25 protein-coding genes and 1 pseudogene are annotated in these 21,237 nt (G+C 69.7%); 11 read left to right on the top strand and 15 right to left on the bottom strand.

Going from position 1 to position 21,237, the window contains the following annotated elements; genetic code table 11:
* Window positions 1-30: 30 nt before the first annotated feature.
* From ABZV40_RS35610 to ABZV40_RS35595, 4 genes are all read right to left on the bottom strand, one after another.
* Window positions 31-813, bottom strand: coding sequence for a hypothetical protein (locus tag ABZV40_RS35610; RefSeq protein ID WP_355451939.1), 783 nt, complete (start codon window positions 811-813; stop codon window positions 31-33).
* 180 nt (window positions 814-993) lie between these two features.
* Window positions 994-1,620, bottom strand: coding sequence for a response regulator transcription factor (locus tag ABZV40_RS35605; protein ID WP_355451936.1), 627 nt, complete (start codon window positions 1,618-1,620; stop codon window positions 994-996).
* Complete coding sequence (locus tag ABZV40_RS35600; protein WP_355451933.1) at window positions 1,617-2,678, bottom strand: histidine kinase; 1,062 nt, start codon at window positions 2,676-2,678, stop codon at window positions 1,617-1,619. The genes ABZV40_RS35605 and ABZV40_RS35600 overlap by 4 nt, the downstream gene beginning before the upstream one ends.
* Entirely contained in the window at window positions 2,675-3,235 is a 561-nt protein-coding gene (locus ABZV40_RS35595) for a DUF1453 domain-containing protein (protein WP_355451930.1), read from the bottom strand. Before ABZV40_RS35595 ends, ABZV40_RS35600 begins: the two co-directional genes overlap by 4 nt.
* A gap of 116 nt (window positions 3,236-3,351) precedes the next feature.
* On the opposite strand from ABZV40_RS35595, the gene ABZV40_RS35590 reads away from it, so the two are divergent.
* Complete coding sequence (locus ABZV40_RS35590; RefSeq protein ID WP_355451927.1) at window positions 3,352-3,945, top strand: DedA family protein; 594 nt, start codon at window positions 3,352-3,354, stop codon at window positions 3,943-3,945.
* On the opposite strand, the gene ABZV40_RS35585 is transcribed toward ABZV40_RS35590, so the two are convergent.
* Both ABZV40_RS35585 and ABZV40_RS35580 read right to left on the bottom strand, forming a co-directional pair.
* The gene (locus ABZV40_RS35585) at window positions 3,852-5,078 is read right to left on the bottom strand and encodes an MFS transporter (protein ID WP_355451924.1); all 1,227 of its coding nucleotides are present in this window, start codon (window positions 5,076-5,078) and stop codon (window positions 3,852-3,854) included. The two genes, ABZV40_RS35590 and ABZV40_RS35585, sit on opposite strands and share 94 nt — an antisense overlap.
* A 169-nt stretch (window positions 5,079-5,247) precedes the next feature.
* Window positions 5,248-5,985: a carbonic anhydrase family protein gene (locus ABZV40_RS35580; RefSeq protein ID WP_355451921.1), complete on the bottom strand. Its 738-nt coding sequence runs from the start codon at window positions 5,983-5,985 to the stop codon at window positions 5,248-5,250.
* Between the two features lie 325 nt (window positions 5,986-6,310).
* On the opposite strand from ABZV40_RS35580, the gene ABZV40_RS35575 reads away from it, so the two are divergent.
* Together ABZV40_RS35575 and ABZV40_RS35570 are read left to right on the top strand one after the other, a co-directional pair.
* Window positions 6,311-6,511, top strand: coding sequence for a hypothetical protein (locus ABZV40_RS35575; protein WP_355451918.1), 201 nt, complete (start codon window positions 6,311-6,313; stop codon window positions 6,509-6,511).
* Complete coding sequence (locus ABZV40_RS35570; RefSeq protein ID WP_355451915.1) at window positions 6,511-6,855, top strand: MmcQ/YjbR family DNA-binding protein; 345 nt, start codon at window positions 6,511-6,513, stop codon at window positions 6,853-6,855. Before ABZV40_RS35575 ends, ABZV40_RS35570 begins: the two co-directional genes overlap by 1 nt.
* A gap of 2 nt (window positions 6,856-6,857) precedes the next feature.
* On the opposite strand, the gene ABZV40_RS35565 is transcribed toward ABZV40_RS35570, so the two are convergent.
* Window positions 6,858-7,724 (bottom strand): MBL fold metallo-hydrolase, encoded by an 867-nt coding sequence (locus ABZV40_RS35565; RefSeq protein ID WP_355451912.1) that lies wholly within the window; start codon window positions 7,722-7,724, stop codon window positions 6,858-6,860.
* Window positions 7,725-7,806: 82 nt separating this feature from the next.
* Between ABZV40_RS35565 and ABZV40_RS35560 the strand changes: the two genes are divergently transcribed.
* The 3 genes from ABZV40_RS35560 to ABZV40_RS35550 all read left to right on the top strand — a co-directional run bounded on the left by ABZV40_RS35560 (window position 7,807) and on the right by ABZV40_RS35550 (window position 10,647).
* A complete protein-coding gene (locus tag ABZV40_RS35560) occupies window positions 7,807-8,631 on the top strand; it encodes a LysR substrate-binding domain-containing protein (protein WP_355451909.1) in 825 nt (274 codons plus the stop codon).
* 64 nt (window positions 8,632-8,695) lie between these two features.
* A complete protein-coding gene (locus ABZV40_RS35555; RefSeq protein ID WP_355451906.1) occupies window positions 8,696-10,093 on the top strand; it encodes a fatty acid desaturase in 1,398 nt (465 codons plus the stop codon).
* A complete protein-coding gene (locus ABZV40_RS35550; protein WP_355451903.1) occupies window positions 10,090-10,647 on the top strand; it encodes a TetR/AcrR family transcriptional regulator in 558 nt (185 codons plus the stop codon). The genes ABZV40_RS35555 and ABZV40_RS35550 overlap by 4 nt, the downstream gene beginning before the upstream one ends.
* 3 nt (window positions 10,648-10,650) lie before the next feature.
* Here ABZV40_RS35550 and ABZV40_RS35545 read toward each other — a convergent pair whose 3' ends face one another.
* Window positions 10,651-11,061, bottom strand: a complete 411-nt coding sequence (locus ABZV40_RS35545; RefSeq protein ID WP_355451900.1) for a MarR family transcriptional regulator — start codon at window positions 11,059-11,061, stop codon at window positions 10,651-10,653.
* Between the two features lie 55 nt (window positions 11,062-11,116).
* On the opposite strand from ABZV40_RS35545, the gene ABZV40_RS35540 reads away from it, so the two are divergent.
* Entirely contained in the window at window positions 11,117-11,800 is a 684-nt protein-coding gene (locus ABZV40_RS35540; RefSeq protein WP_355451897.1) for an alpha/beta fold hydrolase, read from the top strand.
* On the opposite strand, the gene ABZV40_RS35535 is transcribed toward ABZV40_RS35540, so the two are convergent.
* Window positions 11,797-12,189 carry a hypothetical protein gene (locus ABZV40_RS35535; RefSeq protein WP_355451894.1) on the bottom strand — a complete coding sequence of 131 codons (393 nt, stop codon included), beginning with the start codon at window positions 12,187-12,189 and terminating at the stop codon, window positions 11,797-11,799. The genes ABZV40_RS35540 and ABZV40_RS35535 overlap by 4 nt on opposite strands.
* 161 nt (window positions 12,190-12,350) lie before the next feature.
* Between ABZV40_RS35535 and ABZV40_RS35530 the strand changes: the two genes are divergently transcribed.
* On the top strand, window positions 12,351-13,715 hold the full coding sequence (locus tag ABZV40_RS35530; RefSeq protein WP_355451891.1) for an alpha-amylase family protein: 1,365 nt from the start codon (window positions 12,351-12,353) through the stop codon (window positions 13,713-13,715).
* A 7-nt stretch (window positions 13,716-13,722) separates the two neighbouring features.
* On the opposite strand, the gene ABZV40_RS35525 is transcribed toward ABZV40_RS35530, so the two are convergent.
* Window positions 13,723-14,253: a class I SAM-dependent methyltransferase gene (locus tag ABZV40_RS35525; protein WP_355451888.1), complete on the bottom strand. Its 531-nt coding sequence runs from the start codon at window positions 14,251-14,253 to the stop codon at window positions 13,723-13,725.
* A gap of 160 nt (window positions 14,254-14,413) precedes the next feature.
* On the opposite strand from ABZV40_RS35525, the gene ABZV40_RS35520 reads away from it, so the two are divergent.
* Window positions 14,414-15,589, top strand: a complete 1,176-nt coding sequence (locus tag ABZV40_RS35520) for an SGNH/GDSL hydrolase family protein (protein ID WP_355451885.1) — start codon at window positions 14,414-14,416, stop codon at window positions 15,587-15,589.
* A gap of 17 nt (window positions 15,590-15,606) precedes the next feature.
* On the opposite strand, the gene ABZV40_RS35515 is transcribed toward ABZV40_RS35520, so the two are convergent.
* Genes ABZV40_RS35515 through ABZV40_RS35495 form a run of 5 tightly spaced genes read right to left on the bottom strand, consistent with a single transcriptional unit; the run spans window position 15,607 to window position 20,337 of the window.
* A complete protein-coding gene (locus ABZV40_RS35515; protein WP_355451882.1) occupies window positions 15,607-16,293 on the bottom strand; it encodes a phytanoyl-CoA dioxygenase family protein in 687 nt (228 codons plus the stop codon).
* A 4-nt stretch (window positions 16,294-16,297) separates the two neighbouring features.
* Window positions 16,298-17,281: an ABC transporter ATP-binding protein gene (locus ABZV40_RS35510; RefSeq protein WP_355451879.1), complete on the bottom strand. Its 984-nt coding sequence runs from the start codon at window positions 17,279-17,281 to the stop codon at window positions 16,298-16,300.
* A complete protein-coding gene (locus tag ABZV40_RS35505; protein ID WP_355451876.1) occupies window positions 17,281-18,102 on the bottom strand; it encodes a carbohydrate ABC transporter permease in 822 nt (273 codons plus the stop codon). The genes ABZV40_RS35510 and ABZV40_RS35505 overlap by 1 nt, the downstream gene beginning before the upstream one ends.
* Window positions 18,099-18,977, bottom strand: a complete 879-nt coding sequence (locus ABZV40_RS35500) for a sugar ABC transporter permease (RefSeq protein WP_355451873.1) — start codon at window positions 18,975-18,977, stop codon at window positions 18,099-18,101. The genes ABZV40_RS35505 and ABZV40_RS35500 overlap by 4 nt, the downstream gene beginning before the upstream one ends.
* Complete coding sequence (locus tag ABZV40_RS35495) at window positions 18,958-20,337, bottom strand: extracellular solute-binding protein (protein WP_355451870.1); 1,380 nt, start codon at window positions 20,335-20,337, stop codon at window positions 18,958-18,960. Before ABZV40_RS35495 ends, ABZV40_RS35500 begins: the two co-directional genes overlap by 20 nt.
* A 124-nt stretch (window positions 20,338-20,461) precedes the next feature.
* Here ABZV40_RS35495 and ABZV40_RS35490 point away from each other — a divergent pair, with 124 nt between their 5' ends.
* The gene (locus ABZV40_RS35490; protein ID WP_355451867.1) at window positions 20,462-21,013 is read left to right on the top strand and encodes a BTAD domain-containing putative transcriptional regulator; all 552 of its coding nucleotides are present in this window, start codon (window positions 20,462-20,464) and stop codon (window positions 21,011-21,013) included.
* Window positions 21,010-21,174: pseudogene (locus tag ABZV40_RS35485) on the top strand (ATP-binding protein); the annotation flags it as partial. The gene ABZV40_RS35490 and the pseudogene ABZV40_RS35485, both read left to right, overlap by 4 nt.
* Window positions 21,175-21,237: the final 63 nt, after the last annotated feature.

Here is a 21,237-nt window from a genome sequence, read left to right as displayed (position 1 = left end):
TGTCCGCGATCAGCGGACCACCCGACCCACTTACTTCTTCGTGGCCGTGTAGTTCCGGAAGTTGATGTACGTGTCCAGGATGTCCGAGGAGTCGCTCTGGACGGACCGGTAGATGCCCCACTTCGGGCGCACGTAGTCGCCCTCGTCCGGGATCTTGACACCGGAGCGCTTGCCCTGCGCCGCGATCGGCGCGCTCGAACCCGTGCCGTTGCGCAGCACGAAGCCGACCGTGCCGCTGGCACCCGGCGTGATCGTCCACTCGACGGTGACCCACTTGTCGCGCAACGGGGCCAGGTTGGTGGAGGCGATGTCCGGTGCGCCGGACGTGCTGAACGCACGCGCCCGGATGGTTTCGGTGCTACCGCTGCGGCTCAACGACAGGGTCGTCCACGGGCCGCCGTTGGTGCTGGGCGTCTTGGTCTGGAAGATGTGCGTGAACTTGCTGGTGCCGTGCAGGGACGACGGCATGTACATCTCGTACGAGATGACCCACGTCTCGCCGTTCTTCATCTTCAGCGCGTTGCCGTTGCTCACCATGCCTTTGGACTCGGTGCGCTGACGGTCGCCGCCACCGGTCGAGTCGCGGTCGTTCTTCCAGATGTTGAACCGGTAGTGATCACCCTCGACGACGATGTACTTGTCCTTGCGCTCCGGGAACTTGCCGGCCCGGTCGACCTCGATGCCCTCGAAGGCCTTGAGGCCGTCGGTCCCGGGGTTCGGGTTCCACGCGGGAGCCGCGTTGGCCGGGCTCACGGTGACGAGCATCAGGGCGGCGGCAGTCAGCGCAGCCCTGCGGGTGATGCGAGATTCCATCGTTCGGTGCGTCCTTCCTGGCGGCGTACGACAGGGGGAGCACATCGGGCGGCGGATCGATGCCCGTGCACGAAGGTAGGAGGTCTCTACCTGTTATGTCAACGAAAGTGACCGAGGTTGCCGACGCTTGACAAGATTCATCGGATTAGTTCCGCTGGAAACGCGATCATTCCTCATGAGTCAGGAGCGCAGGGCGAGGGCGAGCCGGACCGCGTCGGCGCGGGAGTGCAGGCCCGCCTTGGCGAACAGGTTGTTGATGTGCGTCTTCACGGTCGCCTCGCTGATGAACAGCCGCTGGGCGATCTCGCCGTTGCGCAGGCCCTCGCCGATCAGGTCGAGCACCTCGCGTTCGCGGGCGGTGAGGTCCACGCCCGGCTGCTCAGCGGGTCTGCGGCCGGCGAGGTCGAGCAACCGCAGCTGCACCGCCGGGTCGAGGATCGCGTTGCCCGCGTGCGCACCGCGCACGGCCTGGATGATCGTGCCGCGGTCGGCGTCCTTGGTCAGGTAGCCGCGGGCGCCCGCGCGCAACGCCGCCAGGATCGACTCGTCGTCGTCGAACGTGGTGAGCACGACGACCGGCAGCCCGGGGTGCGACTCGCGCAGCGCACCGGTGGCCTCGGCGCCGCCCATCACCGGCATGTTGAGGTCCATCAGCACGACCTCGGGCGCCAACTCCTCCACGGCGGCAAGGGCTTCCCGCCCGTTGGCCGCGGTGCCGACCACGGTGATGTCCGGGTCGAGGTCGAGCATGACGGCGAGCCCGTCGCGCACCGCCGCCTGGTCGTCCACGATCAACAGCCTGATCACCGCGGCAGCTCCATCCGCACCGTCCACCCCGCACCTTCCGGTCCGGCCACCAGTTTTCCACCCAGCAGAGCGGCCCTCTCCCGCATCCCGGCCAGCCCCATCCCGCTGCCGGCGTGCTGCTCCCCCGCCGAACCGGTGTCGGTCACGGTGAGCCGGACGATCTTCGGTTCGTACTCCAGCACCAGGCGCACGTCCGCGCCCGGTGCGTGCTTGTGCGCGTTGGTCAGGGCTTCCTGCGCGGCACGGATGACGGCCTGCGAGATCCCGACGCTCACCGGTTCCGCCGTGCCCTTGACGCGGAACGACGCGCCGTGGCTTTCCGCGAGCTGGGAGATCGCCTCCGGCAACGGCAGGGCGTTCTCCCGCAACGCGTGCACCGCGCGCCGTGTCTCCTTGAGCCCGGACACCGCCAACGCGCGTGCGCGCAGCACGGCTTCGTTGGCCTCATCGGTTTTGCCCGCGGCGTGCAGGGCATCTGCCATGTCGAGCTGCACCGCGATGCCCGACAGCGAATGCCCGACGACGTCGTGGATCTCGCGGGCGATCCGGCCGCGTTCCTCCAGCGCCGCCGCGTACTCGGCGGCGGCCTGCGCGGCGGCGCGTTCCCGGCGGATCAGGCCCAGCAGCACCGGCAGCCCCGCGGTGAGGCACAGCCACCACGGCGGCACGTCCGGAGCTCCCAGGGACTCGGCCACCCACGTCGACAGCATCCCGAGCACCGCGCCCGCGCCGGCCAGCGCGACCGCGACCTGCCGCGACCGCAGCACGCGTCCCGCCCTGCCGGTGGCGAGGAAGATCAGCGCGACCGCCGCGGTGGCCGGTGCCAGCGCGAACAGCGGTGCCGAGGCCAGCACGAACACCGCCAGCAGCGTGATCTGCCACCGTTCGGGCAACCGCTCGACCACGAACACGGACGTGACCGCCGCGGCGATGGCCACGGCGGTCACGGTCCAGGTCAGCGCGGGCAGGCCCGGCGGCCGGTTGACCAGCTGGATCACCGTGATCGCGGAGATCACCAGCGTGGCCACCGGGCGGAACAACTCGTCTGCGACCGTCATCGGGAGGAATCATGCCCGTTGCGGACGCCGTGCACCTTCTGCTGCCACGAGTCCAGCAACGGCGAGGTGCGGTGCGGCGCGCCCCGGCGTCCCTTCGACCACACGACCTGACCACGCACCCGGACGGCCTTGGACATGACGACCAGGCCCTCGGCGAGCAGGCCGGCGCCGACCACGAGCATCAGGCCGTTGGCCGCCGGTACCGCGTTCGGGCCGACCAGGTTCATCGCGAACGTCGCGGCGAACCGCACGGCGATGCTGACCGCCCACAGCACGATCGTCATGACCGTGTAGCGCAGCATCACGATGCCGTTCTGCTCGTACGTCCGGATGGTCAGCCCCCGCAGCGCACCGAAGACGACGCTGAGCACCGCGCTGGCCGCCAGGAACCCGAGCGCGGTCACCGAGTGCACCGACGTCTGCGCCAGCCCGATCACGCCGAACACCGCCGGGAGCACCAGCAGCCGCTTGCCCACGGCGGGCTCCCCCATCAGCCGGCGCGCCATCACGTAGATGATCACGGCGGCGATCAACACCACCTGCAGAGTCGCTGTCATGGCGGCAACGTTAGGAATTCGGGCAGCCCGGCGCGTGGGTCACGGGTTGGAGCTCGGGTGGAGATCCCTCTCCACCCGAGGGTTGAGAGGCGAGGCAAAACGGGTAAATCAGACGAATGGAGTGGATCATCCGGTTGATGGAGGCGCTGGGCTCGCCCGGCGCGGGACTGGCGGTGGCGCTGGAGAACCTGTTCCCGCCGGTGCCGAGCGAGGTGATCCTGCCGCTGGCCGGGTTCACCGCGGGGCAGGGCAGGATCTCGCTGCTCGCCGCCATCCTGTGGACCACCGCGGGATCGGTCGCCGGCGCGCTGGTGCTGTACGGCCTCGGCGCCTGGCTCGGGCTGGACCGGGTGCGGCGGATCGCGGACCGCCTGCCGTTCGTCTCCGTGTCCGATGTGGACAAAGCCGACGCGTGGTTCGACCGGCACGGCAACGCCGCCGTGTTCGCCGGGCGGATGGTGCCGGTGGTGCGGAGCCTGATCTCCGTCCCCGCCGGGGTGTCCGGGATGCCGATCGTCCGGTTCACGCTCCACACCGCGGCGGGCAGCCTGGTGTGGAACACCGCGCTGATCCTCGCGGGCTACGCGCTCGGCGAGAACTGGGAGCTGGTGGGCCGCTACCTGGGCTGGGTCTCCACGGCCGTGCTGGCCACGCTCGCCATCGCCATCGCCCGGTTCGCGGTCTCCCGCCTGAAGGCACGCCGTTCGTAGGCCACCGCCGCGGCCGCGATCACCAGTCCCGCCAGCGAAAGCGCGACACCGACCCACGCGGTGGAGGTGTAACCCCAGCCCGCCGCGATCGCCAGGCCACCGAGCCACGCGCCCGCGCCGTTGGCGACGTTGAGCGACGAGTGGTTCGACGAGGACGCGAGCGAGGGCGCGTCCGGCGAGGCGTCCATCAGCCGGATCTGCAGGGCGGCGGCCAGGATCTGGACGACGAACCCGAGCAGGAACAGGAAGAGGAACATGAACGCGGGAACGGTCGCGGTGAGTCCGAAGAGGACCAGGATCAGGCAGACCGCGACCAGGCCGCCGAACACCGAGCCCATCGCGGACCGGTCCACGAACCGGCCGCCGAACGTCGCACCGAGCGTCATGCCCAGCCCGAACACCGCCAGCATCCACGGCACCGCACCGGCCGGCAGCCCGGCGACCTCGGTGGTCAGCGGGGCGACGTAGGAGTAGACGGCGAACATGCCGCCGAAGCCGATCATGCCGGTGAAGATCGCGAACCACACCGTCGGCCGGCCGAACGCGCGGACCTCGCCCTTCATCGACGCGCCCTCGACCTTGGGCACCCGCGGCACCCACACCGCGATGGCCGCCGCCGTCACCGACGCGATCACCGCGACCGCCAGGTACGCGGTGCGCCAACCGATCTGCTGCCCCGCCGCCGTCGCGAGCGGTACGCCCACGAGGTTCGCCACGGTCAGACCGACCATCACGCGCGCAACGGCCGTGCCGCGCCGTTCGGGAGCAACAAGAGTTGCCGCCACCACGGCCGCGATGCCGAAGAACGCGCCGTGCGGCAGTCCAGCGACGAACCGCGACACGAGCAGAAGCGTCTTGTCCTGAGCCGCGGCCGACAGCCCGTTGCCCAGCGCCACCGCGAGCATCAGGCCGATGAGCATGCCTTTGCGGGGCAGCTTCGCCCCGAGCACCGCGATCAACGGCGCCCCGACGACGACTCCGGCGGCATAGAGGCTGATGGCGTGGCCGGCCTCGTAGTCCGGGATCTGGAAGGTCGCCGCGATCTGGGGCAGCAGCCCCATCGTCGCGAACTCGGTCGTACCGATGCCGAACCCGCCGAGCGCGAGCGCGGTCATGGCGCGGGTCGTGTTCAAGACTTCCCCAGACTGCAGACTAGTTAGCTACCGAAACGATTTTACGTCCCTTCTGACGCGCTTCAGAAGCCTTCCCGCCGGTGCCGCTGCTCACACCCCGCCCGAGATCGATGAAGGGCGCCTTACTCCACCTGAGGTGCAGTAAGGCGCCCTTCATCGAGAACTGGGTTCAGATGAACGGCACCTCGGCGAGGGTCCGCCCGTTGAGCGGCTGCGTCGCACGGGCGTTGCCCGCGGTGAACAGCCCCTTGAAGCGCGCGATGGTCGCGGCCGTCACGTGCTGCTCGCCCGTGAGGTACCACTCGACGCCCTCGGTGAACGGCGCCGTGGTGAGCGAACCGGTGTAGTGCAGCGTCTCGTGGCTGTACACCGGCAGCAGCCGGTTGAGGTCGATCGGCGCGATCTCGACCGGCGTCCCGCACTCCGGTGCGAGCGTGGCCAGCACGTCGTCCACGACCGAGTGCGCGCCGACGACCAGCGGAACGCCGATCACCAGCAGCTTGCCCTCCGCGCTGCGGTGGACGAGGTGCATCTCGAGCGGGGTGCCGTGGCCACCGAACCGGTGCTCGGACGGCGTGTGGAAGTGGAACTGCACCAGGTCGTACCGGGTGCCGGCGACGGTGACGTGCCCGGCACCGGGCTCGACGTCCGCCTCCTCGGTCTCCTCGTGGTCGCGGGTCGTGCAGCCGTCCGGCTTCGCCGCGTCCTTGCGGATGTACTTCAGCGCCAGCGCCGAGTGCCCGTACGCGACGTCGGGCTCGGGCGTGTCCGGGTCGAACCGGATCGCACCGAACGTGACGTCGACGGGGCTCTGCTTGGGCGTGACCGACTCGGCCGGACCGGCCGCGAAGAAGGACGCGGCGAGCGCCAGCGATAACAGAGCCGGAAGGGACCGTCTTGAGTTCATTGCGCCACTTTTCACCCGATCGAGTGAAAAGGGAGCGCGAGTGTGGTCCCGCTCTCACCATTCCGGAATTCACACCCGATCTCAATTGGCCTTCCGCCTCGGTAGGGTCTTTCCATGGGGTGGAACCTGACGGAACTCGTTGCGCGGCACCAGGTGCCGGGCGCGCAGGTCGCAGTGCTGGCCAACGGCGAAATCGAGGAACACTCAGCGAGTGCGCTGCCCCTCCGGACACGATCGTTTCGATCACGAAAATCTGGACCGCGACTTTGGCTCAGCAGTTGGTGAACGACGGCGTTCTCGATCTTGATTGTCCGATTCGTAGTTATTGCCAGATTTTGCGCTGAGCAACCCTTCCGCCGCGGAAACCGTCACCGCCAGGCCCCTGCTCACCCGCACGACCGGCGTCTCCGACGACGCCGTTGCGAAGTTCGCCGCCACCCTGCAGGTCATGTCCCTGATCGGTTCCGATGCGCACGGCCGCGCGAACTACCTGCACAACGGCGCCGCGGCGTACAGGATTGCCTGATGGTCACCGTCGCCGACATCCGTGCCGTGGCGCTGTCGTTGCCGCGTACCACCGAACACCTGATCCGCGACCGCGTGAAGTTCCGCGTGGGCCGGATCGTCTACGCGGCGCTGTCGCGCGACGAGACCGTGCTCGGTTTCGGCTATCCGCGCGAGGAACGCGAGGCCCTGGTCGCGAGCGACCCGGTCAAGTTCGCGTTCCCGAGCCGGTCCGACATGCGGTTCCAGTGGGTGCACGCCTCGATGGCCGAGCTGGACGTCGAGGAGATGACCGAGCTCGTCGTCGGCGCTTGGACCATGTGCGTGCCCAAGAAGGTCATCCGCGAGCACCTCGGCGAGGTCTAGCTTTAGTCAGCACTGAAATTACAGAAGCAACCAACACCGCGCTCGATCCACTCCTGCCCGGTCCACTCCGGGTACCGCTCGACCAGCACCGCCCGCACCTCGGCGGCGACGTCGGCGGAGTCACGACGGCGCCACGTCTCGTCCCGCAGCTCGCGCAGGTAGTCCCGCATCCCGGCGAGCACCTCGGGGCCACCGACCGTCCCGTGCCCCGGCACCACGATCCGCGGCGCGGACGCGACCAACCGGTCCATCACCTCGATCCAGCCCACCCCGGAGACGTCGGTGTCGTGCGGCGGGAACCACGGGAAGATCGCGAACTGACCGGTCTCGGCGAGGTCGCCGGTGAACAGCACGCCCGCGTCCGGCACCTCGACCACCTGGTCCCCCAGCGTGTGCCCGCGCCCGGTGGGCCTCAGCACCACCGAACGGCCGCCGAGGTCGAGGGTGCGCACGCCGTCGAACACCTCGTCCGGCACCGGCACGGACACGTCCGCCAGCCGGTCGGCGACCGCGCCGCCGAACCCGCGGAACATCTCCAGGTAGCCCGCGCCCTTCCGGGCGAGATCCAGCGCCTGCGCCCGGTTCACCAGGTAGGAGCCGACGAACACCGCGGCCCCGAAGGCGTGCTCCGGGTGGAAGTGCGTCGTCGTCAGGTGGATCCGCCGTCCGCGCGCGATCTCCGAAGCGAACGCGAGCACCTCCGAGGCGTTGGCAGCACCAAGTCCGGTGTCCACCACGAGAACGGCGTCGGTGCCACCGATGACACCGATGTTGGGCACGAGGCCGACGTGGCCGTTCGGGATCACCACCACGTCCGGGGCCACCTCGACGGCGGAGGAAACCTGGACGACCGGGTCAGGAAGGTTCATGCCCCAACCCCACCGCCAGAACCCACTGGCCGTCCAAGACCAAGTGCGCACCGCCGATACCGCACCAGTATCGTGGCTGGTCATGGAGCTGCGGACGCTGCGTTATTTCGTCGCGGTCGCCGAGGAGCTGCACTTCGGCCGCGCCGCCCGGCGACTGCACCTGAGCCAGCCGCCGCTGAGCCGGGCGATCAAACACCTCGAAGCCGACCTCGGCGTCACGCTGCTGCACCGCTCCCCCGCCGGCGTCACGCTCACCGAGGCCGGCCGGACCCTGTTGCACGAAGCCAAGGTCCTGCTCGACCACGCCGACCGCATCCGCACGACGCTCGCGCGCAGGACGCTCACCGTCGGCATCCTCTCCGACCGCGGCGCCGCCCGGATCGCCACCGCGTTCCGCCGCAGGCACCCCCACGTCGAGATCCGCATCCGCGAGGCCGACCTGACCGACCCCACCTGCGGCCTGCGCACCAACCAGGTCGACGTCGCCCTGACTCGCGGCCCGTTCGACACCCGAGGCCTCAAAACCCTGGTGCTGCGCGAAGACCCGGTCGGCGCGGTGCTGCGCGAGGACGACCCGCTCGCCCAGCGCGACCACCTCACCACCGCCGACCTGGACGACCGCACGTGGTTCCAGTTCCCGGAAGGCACCGACGAGATCTGGCAGAGCTACTGGAACGGCGGCCGGCCGCGCAGAGGCCCGGTCGTCCGCGCGGTGCAGGAGTGCGTGCAGTCCGTGCTGTGGAACGGGACCGTCGGCCTGGCCCCGCTCGGCCACGACCTCGGCGAGCTGAAGGTCGTGCCGCTCACCGACCTGCCGCCCAGCCCCGTCGTCCTCGCATGGGTCCAGGACGACCCGCTCACCTGGGCGTTCGTGGAGGCCGCGAAGCAGGCGTCGCTTTACATCTGACGCCCACTTGTCAAACCGACTTTACATCTCCTACCGTTTTGTCAAGGTAACGGGAGGAGCGGCGATGACAGGCACTGTCACAGAGAGCTCGACCGAGCAGTGGAAGGACCGCAAGCGCTACCTGTGGCTGATCGGCCTGGTGGTCCCGTCGCTCGCCTTCGTGGCGCTGGGGCTGCACGCGCTGACGGGCTGGGGCGTGTGGCTGTGGACCGGCCCGATCGTGGTGCTGGTGATCGTTCCCGCCATCGACCTGCTGGCCGGGCTGGACCGCTCCAACCCGCCCGACGAGCTGATCGAGGCGCTGGAGCAGGACCGCTACTACCGCTGGATCACGTTCCTCTTCCTGCCGATCCAGTACGCGGGCCTCGCGGTGGCGTTCCACACGATCGCGACCGGCGATCTGTCCGTTGTGGACAAGATCGGGCTCGCGGTGTCGATCGGCGCCATCGGCGGCATCGGCATCAACACCGCGCACGAGCTGGGGCACAAGAAGGAGAGCCACGAGCGCTGGCTGTCCAAGATCGCGCTGGCGCAGAGCTTCTACGGCCACTTCTACATCGAGCACAACCGCGGCCACCACGTGCGCGTCGCGACGCCGGAGGACCCCGCGAGCGCGCGGGTCGGCGAGAGCTTCTACCGGTTCTGGCCGCGCACCGTCGCCGGGTCGGTGAAAAGCGCGTGGCGGCTGGAGAAGAAGCGCTACGGCCGTCGCGACCGCCACCCGTGGCGGATCGGCAACGACGTGCTCAACGCGTGGCTGATGTCGGCGGTGCTGTGGGGCGCGATGATCTGGTGGCTCGGCTTCGGCATCCTGCCGTACCTGGTGTTGCAGGCCGTCGTGGGCTTCTCGTTGCTGGAAGTCGTGAACTACATGGAGCACTACGGCATGCTGCGGCAGAAGGTCGGCATCCCCGGCCGCGTCCGGTACGAGCGGGTGAACCCCAGCCACAGCTGGAACTCCAACAACATCGCCACGAACGTGCTGCTGTACCACCTGCAGCGGCACAGCGACCACCACGCGAACCCCGTGCGCCGCTACCAGACCCTGCGGGACTTCGAGGAGTCACCCGTGCTGCCCACCGGCTACGCGGGCATGATCCTGCTCGCGCTGGTGCCACCGTTGTGGCGCCGTGTCATGGACCCGCGGGTGCTCGCCCACTTCGACGGAGACATCAGCCGGGCGAACATCCACCCGCCGCAACGCGAGAAGGTCCTCGCCCGCTACCCGCTGCCGCCCGCGCCGGTCGGCTCCCAGTCCACTGAGGACACCGCCGCGCAGCTCGACGAGGGTGCCGAAGGTGCCCGCTGCCCAGGATGCGGTTACGTTTACGACGCCGCGGTCGGTGCTCCCCGCGAGGGGTTCCCGGCGGGAACGCCGTGGTCGGCCGTCCCCGACTCCTGGTGCTGCCCCGACTGCGGAGTGCGGGAAAAGGTCGACTTCGTAGCCATCGGAGCCCCATGACACCACTGCGTGACGCGATCCTGTCGGTCACCGCCAAGCTCATCACCGACCAGGGCTGGCAGGCCGTCACCATGGCGCGCCTGGCCGCCGAGCTGGGCGTGAGCCGGCAGACCGTCTACAACGAGGTGGGCGCCAAGCCCCAGCTGGCCGAAGCGGTCGTGCTCGCCGAGCTCGACCGCTTCCTCACCGTGGTCACCGCCGCGTTCGACGAGCACCCGGACGACGTGCTGGAAGCCATCCGCGCGGCCGTGCGGAACGTCCTGGAACTGGCGCAGGGCAACGCTTTGCTGCACGCCGTGGTCTCCGCGACGCACGGCGCGAACACCGAGCTCCTGCCGTTGCTCACCACCCACACCGAGGGCCTGCTGGACGCGGCGAAGGCCGTGGTGTCGCGGTGCCTGCAGTCCTACGCGCTGTCACTCGGCGGCCAGGAGCTGGACATCGCGATCGACCTGATCGTCCGGCACGTGCTCAGCCACGTGATGCAGCCGTCGAGCTCACCGACCGCGACGGCCGACGCGGTGACGTGGGCAGCCGCGAAACTGCTGGCCTGAACGTCAGGAGCCCAGCGCGGCCTGAAGCAGGTCGCCCAGCTGGTCGAGCTGTGCGGCCGACAGCGCGTCGAACGACGACTCGGTGACGCGGTCGACCAGCTCCTGACCTTCCGCGCGCAGCCGCGCCCCCTCCTCGGTGAGCCGGTGCCGCACCGCTCGCCCCGGCCCCGCCACCCGTTCGATGAGCCCGCGGTCGGCCATGCGCGCGGCCAGCGAGCCGAAGGACTGGTCGGTCTGGAACGTCAGCACCGCGAGGTCGTGCAGCGAGGCGTCCGGCTGCCGGTGCAGGTGGCGCAGGGTGTCCCACTGCACGAGGGACAGCCCGAGCGGCGCGAGCGCCTGGCTCAGCGCGCGGTGGTGACGGTGTTGCAGTCGCTTCACGGCGAGCGCGACGTCAGCGGGGCGGTGCTTCACACCCGAAAGCTTAACCACCTTGCTTATATAAGCAACCTTATCTAAGGTTCCTTACATGCAGACCACACAGACCTACCTCCTCCTGCACGGCGGAGGCGGCGTGCACACGATGACCAAGTTCGGCGACCTGCTGCGCGAACGCACCGGCGCCCAGGTGCTGGTGCCCACGCATCCGGGGTTCGGCGGCACCCCGAAACCCGCCGGGCTGACCGGTGTCGCCGAGCTCGCCCGGCACTACGTCACGATGCTGGACGAGCTCGGCCTGGAGAACGTGACCGTGCTCGGCAACTCGTTCGGCGGCTGGCTCGCCGCCGAGATCGCCCTCTGCGCGAGCCCGCGCGTCAGCGCGGCCGTGATCGTCAACGGGATCGGCGTCGCGGTCGAGGGCCACCCGATGACCGACATCAGCGGCTTCAGCCTCGCCGAGATCCAGGCGCACTCGTGGCACGACCCCGGCAAGGCACCCCGGCCCAGCGGCACCGGTCCGAGCCCGGACGTGCAGGCGCTGATCGGCTACACCGGCGCGTCCATGACCGACCCGACGTTGCTCGACCGGCTCCGCGACGTGCGGATCCCGGTGCACGTGCTGTGGGGCGAGAGCGACCGCATCGTCGACTCCGCGTACGGCAAGGCCTACGCCGCCGCGATTCCGGGATCGACGTTCACGCTGCTCCCCCGGACCGGTCACCTGCCGCAGCTGGAGACGCCGGAGGAGCTGCTCGAAGCGTTGCCCCGTTAGAAGTCGTCGCCGCTCGTCAGCTCGTGCTCGATAGCGTCGGCACGGGCGACCAGCAGGGTGAGCGGCCGCTCGAACTCCTCGCGGATGCTCAGGTCCTCCAGCGGCGCCGTGTGCTTGAGCAGCGCGAGACCGTCCACGACCGCCGCGCCACCGAACTCCGGCGCGCCGGCCAGCTCCAGGAAGCGGCGGAGGTCGACCTCGTCGGCACGGCCGACGGGCGAGGAGATCTCCACCCACTCCTGGCCGTCCAGGTCAGGCAGGTGGTGCACGGCCACCTGCTGAGTCCGCTCACCGGCCGTGTCCAGCCGGAAGCGCAACCAGTCGCCGGTCTCCTCCAGCACCTCGTACCGGAGCCGGACATAGTTGATCACATCGAGCCACGACGTCACGCCGCTACCGTAGCGCCCGCGAGCGCGCGGACACGCGCGAATCACCGGCATTCCACTGTGGACCGGCCGGACGAATTCGGCCCGAAAGTTCTTGCATCCCCTCCCGAAGGGCGCTACCGGCTGGTACGACCGGGTGAGCATCCCTGCGGCAAGGAGACAACGTGGTTTCCTCGGCTCTTCGCGCGCTGCTCGTGGCCGTCCTGGTCACCGGCCTGTGCGCACCTGTGCAAACTTTTGCGGCCCCTCCGGGCAGCAAGGACGTCACCGTCACCCTGTTCCAGTGGCCGTTCGCCCGAGTGGCCGCGGAGTGCACCGGCGTCCTGGGTCCCAAGGGCTACGGCTACGTGGAGGTGTCCCCCGCCACCGAGCACGTCCAGGGCTCCCAGTGGTGGACCTCCTACCAGCCGGTCAGCTACTCCGTCGCCGGTCGGCTCGGTGACGAGACGGCGTTCCGGAACATGATCACGACCTGCCACAACGCGGGCGTCAAGGTCATCGCCGACGCGGTGGTCAACCACATGAGCGCCGGATCGGGCACCGGCACCGGCGGTTCGAGCTACTCGAAGTACAACTACCCCGGCCTGTACAGCGACTGGGACTTCCACTCGTGCCGCACGGCCATCACGAACTACCAGGACCGGTCCGACGTCCAGAACTGCGAGCTCGTCCAGCTGTCCGATCTGGACACCGGCAGCGACTACGTGCGCGGCGCGATCGCCGGCTACCTCAACCGGCTGATCGGCATGGGCGTGGACGGGTTCCGGATCGACGCGGCCAAGCACATCGCCGCAGCCGACCTCGCCGCGATCAAGGCGAAGCTGACCAACCCGAACGTCTTCTGGGTGCACGAGGTCATCTACGGTGCCGGTGAGGCCGTGCAGCCGGGCGAGTACACCGGTTCCGGCGACGTGGACGAGTTCCGCTACGCCTACGACCTGAAGCGGATCTTCCTCAACGAGAGGCTCGCCTACCTGCGCACGTTCGGCCAGTCGTGGGGCTACCTGCCCAGCGGCCAGGCCAGGGCGTTCGTCGACAACTGGGACACCGAGCGCAACGGCTCCACGTTGTCGTACAAGGACAACTCGACCTACACGCTGGCCAACGTGTTCATGCTCGCCTGGAACTACGGCGCGCCGCAGGTCTACTCCGGCTACGAGTTCACCGACAAGGACGCGGGGGCTCCCACCAGCTCGGTGTGCTTCAGCGGCTGGAAGTGCCAGCACCTGTGGACGCAGATCGCGAACATGGTCGCGTTCCGCAACACCGTCGCCGGCACCGACGTGACGAACTGGTGGGACAACGGCTACCAGGCCATCGCGTTCGGGCGCGGCAGCAAGGGCTTCGTCGCGATCAACCGGGAGACCTTCCCGGTGACGCAGACGTTCCAGACCTCGCTGCCCGCCGGAACCTACTGCAACGTGCAGGAGAACGGCTGCGTCCGCGTCACCGTCGACTCGTCCGGCAGGTTCACCGCCACGCTGGGAGCGGGCACCGCGCTCGCGTTGCACGTCAACGCGCGGGGGTGAGCCCAGGTCAGGCCAGGTGGACCGACACCGCGTAGTCGCCGCCGCGGAACTCCTGCCGGTCCCAGGTGGCGAACCGCTCGGCGAGCCGCAGCCCGGCCCGCGCGCAGTGCTCGTCGTACTCCTCGACCGAATACCCGCGGTCGAGGCTGAACCCGGCGACCAGCACCTCGCCCACGTGCCGCGCGACACCCGCCACCAGCCTGTCCTGCGTCCCCGGCGCGGTGAACAACGGCACGTTGCCCGCCATGACGACCACGTCGAACGTGCGCTGGAGGTCGAGCTCGGCCAGGTCGGACCGCACCCACGTGATGTCCGGGGCGTGGGTGCGGGCGTAGGCGAGCATCGACTCGTCGAGGTCCGCGCCGACGACGTCGATGCCGTGCCTGGCCAGCTCGATCGCGACTCGCCCGGTGCCGCAGCCCGCGTCCAGCACGGTCTTCGGCGCGTAGGCGCGCACGAACGCCGCCTCGCCGTGCACGTCCACGCCCGACTCGGCGAGCTCGTCGAACCTGCGCTGGTACTCAGTCCCGTTCCACACAGCTCGCAGCCTAGGCCGCGCCTCACGCGTTCGACGTCGATGAAGGGCGCCTTCATCCACCTCAGGTGCAGCAAGGCGCCCTTCATCGAGCACTCGGCACAACGCGGACCCGAAGATCGGCGGCTACCGCAGCCGCGAGAGCGCTGCCAAGGTCGAGTGCATGACACGCTTTCTGCTGGCAGTGGCGTTGTTCGTGGCGGCAGCCGCACCCGCGCAGGCCGCACCCGCGAGATGGGTCGGCACCTGGGCCACGGCACCGTCCTCCGCCGTCCCCGGCACGGAGAACGGCTACCCGAACTTCTCGATCCGCAACATCGTGCACATCAGCGCGGGCGGCCGCGAGCTCCGCGTCCGCCTCTCCAACGCCTACGGCCGCACGCCCGTCCAGTTCGGCGCGGTGACCGTGGCCCGCGCGGCCGGCCCGGACACGCCCACCGCGGTGCCCGGCACGATGCGCACCCTGACCTTCGGCGGCTCCCCGTCGATCACCGCGCCACCCGGCGCCGACGTGGTGAGCGACGGCGTGGCCCTGACCGTCCCGGCCGACTCGGACCTCCTGGTCAGCGTCTTCACCCCGGCGCCGGGCGGCCCGGTCACCCACCACCAGCTCACGATGCAGAACTCGTACTTCACCCGCGACGGTGACCACACGGCCGACGAGTCCGCCGCCGCCTTCCGCGAGCGCACGTCGGTCTGGCACTACGTCTCCGGCGTGGACGTCCGCTCGTCGACCTTGCGCGGCAGCGTCGTGGCCCTCGGCGACTCGATCACCGACGGCGCCAACTCGACCTGGGGCGCGAACCTCCGCTGGCCCGACCAGCTCGCCGACCGCGTCAACACCCGTCTGGGCGTGCTGAACGCGGGCATCAGCGGCAACCGCCTCCTGCTCGACGGCGACTCGGCGGGCCCGAACGCCCTGGCGCGCCTGAACCGCGACGTGCTGACCCAGTCCGGCGTCCGCACGGTCATCGTCTTCGAGGGCATCAACGACATCCAGCAGACCCCGCACGAGACCGACCCCGCGAAGATCATCGCCGCGCTGAGGCAGATCGCCTCCCGCTCCCACGACCGCGGCCTGCGCGTGATCGGCGCGACCATCACGCCGTTCAAGGGCTGGCACAGCTACACCGACGAGCTGGAGGCGGTGCGGCAGGCCGTGAACGCGTTCATCCGCGCCGGCACGGACTTCGACGCGGTCGTGGACTTCGACGCGGTGATCCGGGATCCGGCCGATCCGCAGCGGATCCGGCCCGACTACGACCAGGGCGACCACCTGCACCCCGGTGACAAGGGGTTCGAGGCGATGGCGAAGGCGGTCCGGCTCTCCACGCTCTGACGACAACGGGTGCAGGATCACGGCACCGGCGCGTAGGTGTTGCCGGCGTGGTCGCGGCCGCGCGCGAGATAGATCCGGTGTTCGCCGGCCTTCAGGAAACGAACGGTCGTCGGCATGTACCGCATCGTGTAGCCGCAGCGCCGCGTCGTGCTGCGGTTCGGCGGGCTGCCGTGCACCAGCAGGGCCGAGTGGACGCTGCACGCGCCGCGCGCCAGCTCCACGTCGACCGCGCGCGACTCGTCGACCGACGTCTCCTGGTTGAAGAACGAGTCGGCGTTGCCGTGGTGCGAGACGGCCGTCAGATGGCTGCCGGGGATCACGCGCAGGCAGCCGTTCTCCACGGTGGAGGGGTCGATCGCGAGCCACACGGTGACGGCGTCGCCCGGCGGGTCGATGGTGTCGCGCCAGAAGTGCGCGTCCTGGTGCCACGGCACGGGCTTGCCGTCGCCCGCGGGCTTGCAGATGAAGTGCGACGAGAACAGCGCGATGTCCGGGCCGATCAGCGACTCGACGAGGTCCAGCACGTCCGGGTCGAGCAGCCACTCGAACAGCGCCGGGTCGGTCAGGTGCGGCACGTCCATGTGCTCGGGTCGCGCTCCGGCGGGCAGCGCCGCCAGCTTGCGGTCGAAGTGCCGGGCCAGCGCCTCGAACCTGGCCGGCGCCAGCAGGTCGCGGTACGTCTCGTAGCCGTCGGTTTGGAACATCTCCTCACCTCACGAGTAGGCCGGTCTCCTTGTCGTAGCGCAGAACGCGGGCGGCAGGGGCGTCGACGGTCACCGTGGTGCCGACGGCGGGCTCGTGGTCCTCCGGCACGACGTAGCCGATCTGGTCCTCGCCGCAGTCCAGCGTCACCAGCGACGTCACGCCGAGGTTCTCCACAATGGACACACAGCCGGTGAACAGGCCCTCGGCGGCGGGCGTCAGGTACTCCGGCCGCACACCGATGATCTCGGAACCGCGCGGCACCAGGTTCATGGGCGTCGAGCCGATGAAGTTCGCGACGAACGTGTCCGCGGGCCGCTGGAAGACCTCGCGCGGCGTGCCGAGCTGGCGGATCCGTCCGGCGTCCATGACGGCGATCCGGTCGGCCAGCGCCAGCGCCTCGGCCTGGTCGTGCGTCACGAAGACGGTCGTCAGCTCCAGTTCACGTTGCAGCTTCTTCAGGAAAGTCCGCGCCTCCAAGCGCAACCGGGCGTCCAGATTGGACAGAGGCTCGTCCAGCAGCAGCACCTCGGCGGACGCGGCGACCGCGCGGGCCAGCGCCGCCCGTTGCTGCTGACCGCCGGAGAGCTGGCCGGGGCGGCGATCCAGCAACCCGCCGAGCCTCAGCCCGTCGGCCGTGCGCACGGCGGTGTCCTGCCGCACTGACTTCGCCACGCCCCGCACCCGCAACGGGTAGGCGATGTTCTCGCCGACGGTCATGTGCGGGAACAGCGCGTAGTCCTGGAACACCATCGCGACCCGGCGGTCACCGGGCGGCAGCCGCGTGACGTCCCGCGCACCGATCCCGACCGCCCCCTCGGAGGCGCCTTCGAGGCCCGCGATCGTGCGCAGCAGGGTCGTCTTGCCGCAGCCGGACGGGCCGAGCAACGCGAACAGCTCGCCGTCGAGGACGTCGAGGTCGAGCGAGTCCACCGCCCGCACCCCGTTGGGGTAGACGGTGGACAGACCGGCGATCGTGATGCCCGCCATCAGCTCTTGATGCCTCCGTGGAACCGGAACCCGTACCGCTTGCTCACGAACAGGTACAGCACGACCACCGGAATCGAGTACAGCAGCGAGAACACCGGGATCACCCTCAGGTTGGCGCTGCCGCCCTCGTCGTAGAGGGTGCGCAGCAGCACCGCCGCCGGCTGCTGACCGACGTCGCGGAGCAGCAGGAACGGCAGCAGGAAGTTGCCCCAGGCGTTGACGAACGCCCACACGAAGATCGTCGCTACCCCGGGCCGCGCGACCGGCAGCACGACGTGGCCCAGCACCTGGCGCGGTGAGGCGCCGAACACCCGCGCCGACTCCTCGTACGAACGCGGCACGGCGTCCATGAAGTCCTTGAGGATGAAGATCGCCGCGGGCAGCATGCCGCCCGCGATCACCAGCGCCGTGCCGAACTGCGAGTTGATCAGGCCGAGCTGCAGCATCATCACGAAGATCGGCACCATCGCGGCCGTGCCGGTCACGACGCTCGACAGCAGCAACAGCAGGTACAGCAGGAGATCCCGGCCGGGGATCCGCACGCGCGACAACGCGTAGGCCGCCAGCGCGGCCAGGACCGTCGTCACCGCGGTCGCGATCGCGCACAGCACCAACGAGTTCATCAACGACGTCAGCGCGTACGGGTGGTCGAACGTCGCCGCGACGTTGGCCGGCGTCCAGTCCGGCCACCGCAACCCGAGACCGGGCTTCGCGTCGAACGGCGCCGAGGCCAGCCACAGCATCGGCACCGCGAAGAACACCAGCACCACCGCGATCAGCACGTAGAAGCCGATCCGCCGAACCATCCACAGAGGACTCACGCACGCCTCCGCAGCAACCTCAGGTACACCAGGGCGATCACCAGGTTGCCCACCAGCAGCAGCAACGACATCGCGGACGCGTAACCGAGCTGCCCGCTCTCCAGCGCCTGCCGGTAGATCAGCACCGGCAGCACCTCGGACTCGTGGTTCGGCCCGCCCGCGGTCAGCAGGAACGGCGTGAAGTCGTTGGCCGTCCACAGGCTGATCAGCAGGGTGTTCGTCAGCACGTGCCCGCGGATGTGCGGGAACACCACGTCCCGCACGGTCTGCCACGCCGACGCTCCCATCAGCCGCGCGGTTTCCAGCTGGGACGGCGGCACCGCGGCCAGCGCCGAGGTGTAGAGCAGCATCGAGAACGCCGTGCCGCGCCAGACGTTGAAGACGACCAGGCTGGTCATCGGGTACTGCACCAGCCACGCGGTCTGCGGCGACCCGAGCAGCACGCCGAGCGTCCCGGTGTCGCGGCTGAGCACCGCGAACCACAGGTACGCCACGACCGTGCCCGGCAGGATCCACGCCAGCAGGACGAGCCCCTCGACGGTCCGCCGCAGCCCCGGCCGCACCGTGCGCAGCAGCCACGCCAGCGCGAAGCCGAGCGCGTTCTGCCCGACCACCGCGGACCCCAGCACGAACAACGCCGTCAGCCACACCGAGTTCGTGAACAACGGATCGCGCACGGCGTTGAGGACGTTGTCCAGTCCCACGACCTGAGGGTGGGCCGCCGCGGGCCCGGTGAGCTGGTAGTTCGTGATGCCGATGTAGAGCGTCCAGAGCGCCGGGAACACGAGGAAAACCCCGATCAGCACCAGCGCGGGCGTCACGAACGCGACCGCGCGCCGCACGCCCAGCCCGGAGCTATCCAACGTTGCCCTCACCGACCGCCTTCACCAGCGCCTCGCGATAAGCACGAGCCGCGTCGTCCGGGCTCTTGCCCGCCACCACGTCCGCGGTCGCCTGCTGCAGTGCCGCCGACACCTTCGGGTAGTCGGCGAGCCCCGGCCGGTAGCGGGTGATCGGCAGAACCTTCTCCGCGACGAACGTCAGCATCGGGTCGCCCTTGAGCACCTGGTCGTTGACGTCCTGGCGCTGGGTGAGCTGCGCGGTGCCGGCCAGCGACTCCTTCACCGCCTCGGCGGAGTTGAGGAACTGCATGAACTCCCACGCCTGCTTCGGGTACTTCGTGTTGGGGTTGATCACCCGCACGCCACCGCCGGACATGCTCACGAAGTCCTGCCCGCCCACACCCGAGCCGGGTCGTCGAGCCGGTACCAACGCCCAGCCCAGGGCGGTGTCGCGGTCGGCCATCTTCGCCACGCCGTTGCGGGGCTCCAGCACCGAACGCCAGAAGTAGTCGCTCTCCAGCAGGATGCCGATCTTGTTCTGGCTGAACAGCTGGAACGACCGGTCGCGGCCCTTGGCCTCCTGCTGCAGCACGGGATCGCCGAGCCCACCGCCGTAGATCTTCTGGTACAGCCCCAGAACGTCCTTGAGCTGAGCCGAATCCCCTTGCCACTTCCCGTTCTCGTGGATCGGCCTGCCGGTGCCGGCCAAGGCGGGCAGCACGCCCTGCATCGTCGTCGCCTCGCCCATCGCGGTCCCGGCGTTGAGCTGGACAGGCGTCACGCCCGGCAAAGTCTTCAACCGGGCACCGGCGTCGAGCACGTCCTGCCACGACCTGGGTTGCCAGTCCGCGGGCAACCCGGCCTGCGCGAACAGCTTCTTGTTGAAGAACAGCACACGCCCGTCGGTGCCCATCGGTACGCCGTACCGCTTGCCGTCGAACTCGCCGAGCCCCTGCACGGCCTTGGGAATCTGGTTCCAGCCGTCCCAGTCGGTGTTGCCGACCACGTCGTTCAGCGGCTTGATCTGCCCGGCCTGCGCGAACTCGCCGAGCCAGATGCCGTCGATCTCGATGATGTCGCCGCCACCACCGGTCTTGAGGTCCAGCGCCACCTTGGTCTTGTAGTCCTCGTCCCCGGCCCCGTTCTGCTCGAACCTGACCGCCGCCGTGACGCCCTTCGCCTTCTGCAGTTCGGTGAACCTCGGGATCACCCAGTTCTGCAACCAGTTGGCGCCGCGGGCGTTCTTCCCGCCCGCCGCCGCGTTGGCGACGATCGTCAGCGTGATCTCCTTGGCGTCGGCGTTGCGCGCCTGATCGCCCTCCCGCGTCTGCCCCAGACAGCCCGCCGCGAGTCCGCACACCGCCAGCAGCCCGAACACCGTCGTCCGCCGCATCCGTGATCTCCCCACCCAGAGGACCAGTCGGTACGTCAACGACCAACCTGGCACCGGATCGGCGCGACCACAAGGGCATCCGTCTGGTGGAGTGACGCACAGCCGACTCACAGACACCGGCGGTATGGTCCAGACCGATGTCTGTCGAGTTCACCGTGCTCGGACCGCTGCAGGTCCGCGTGGACGGCCACGAGGTCGCGCTCGGCGGGTTCACCCGCCGACGGCGCGCGGGATCCTGCGGGACGCGCTGGCGTTGTGGCGCGGGCCGGTGCTCGCGGACCTGGTGGCCGACGGCGTCACGTGGCCCGCGCTCGTGGAGATCTCGCACCTGCGCGAGGAAGCGCTCGTGCGGGACCATCCACTCCGGGAACGTTTGCAGGGCCAGCTGATGCTCGCTCTCCACCGGTCCGGACGGCAGGCCGACGCACTGGCGGTCTTCCGCGCGGCACGGGAGCGGTTCGCGGTGGAGCTCGGCATCGACCGCGAGGACGACGCGGCACGGGCGGTGCGCGCGGCGTTCGAGATCACCGGTCGCCACCCGGCCGCGGCGGCGTGTGCACGGGTCCGGCGCTGGTCACGTCCGGCGATCGGCTGGAAATCAGCGGCACGTTGCTCGACGCGGGACTGCGCAAGGTCGCTCAGGCCGCCGAGGGCGAGGTCAGGACGTGCCCGGTGACCGACCGCACGCTCACGCCCGCCGGCGACGACACGCCGTTCGTCGGCCGGTCGAGCGAGATGGCCGTGCTGTGCGAGAGCTACGAGCAGGTTCGGCGCACGAACCGGCCGCGGCTGATCACGCTGGTCGGTGAGCCCGGCACGGGCAAGTCCCGGCTGGTCGGGGAGTTCGCCGCGGGGCGACCGGGACGAAGCCGTCCGGGCCTACCGGGAGATCGGCTCGGT

Origin of the sequence: Lentzea sp. NPDC004782 (assembly GCF_040609115.1) — a bacterium.
In the GTDB taxonomy this organism is placed as follows: Bacteria; Actinomycetota; Actinomycetes; order Mycobacteriales; family Pseudonocardiaceae; genus Lentzea.
The sequence above is the reverse complement of the archived record's forward strand: the minus strand, read 5'-3'. Positions and strand labels throughout refer to the sequence as shown.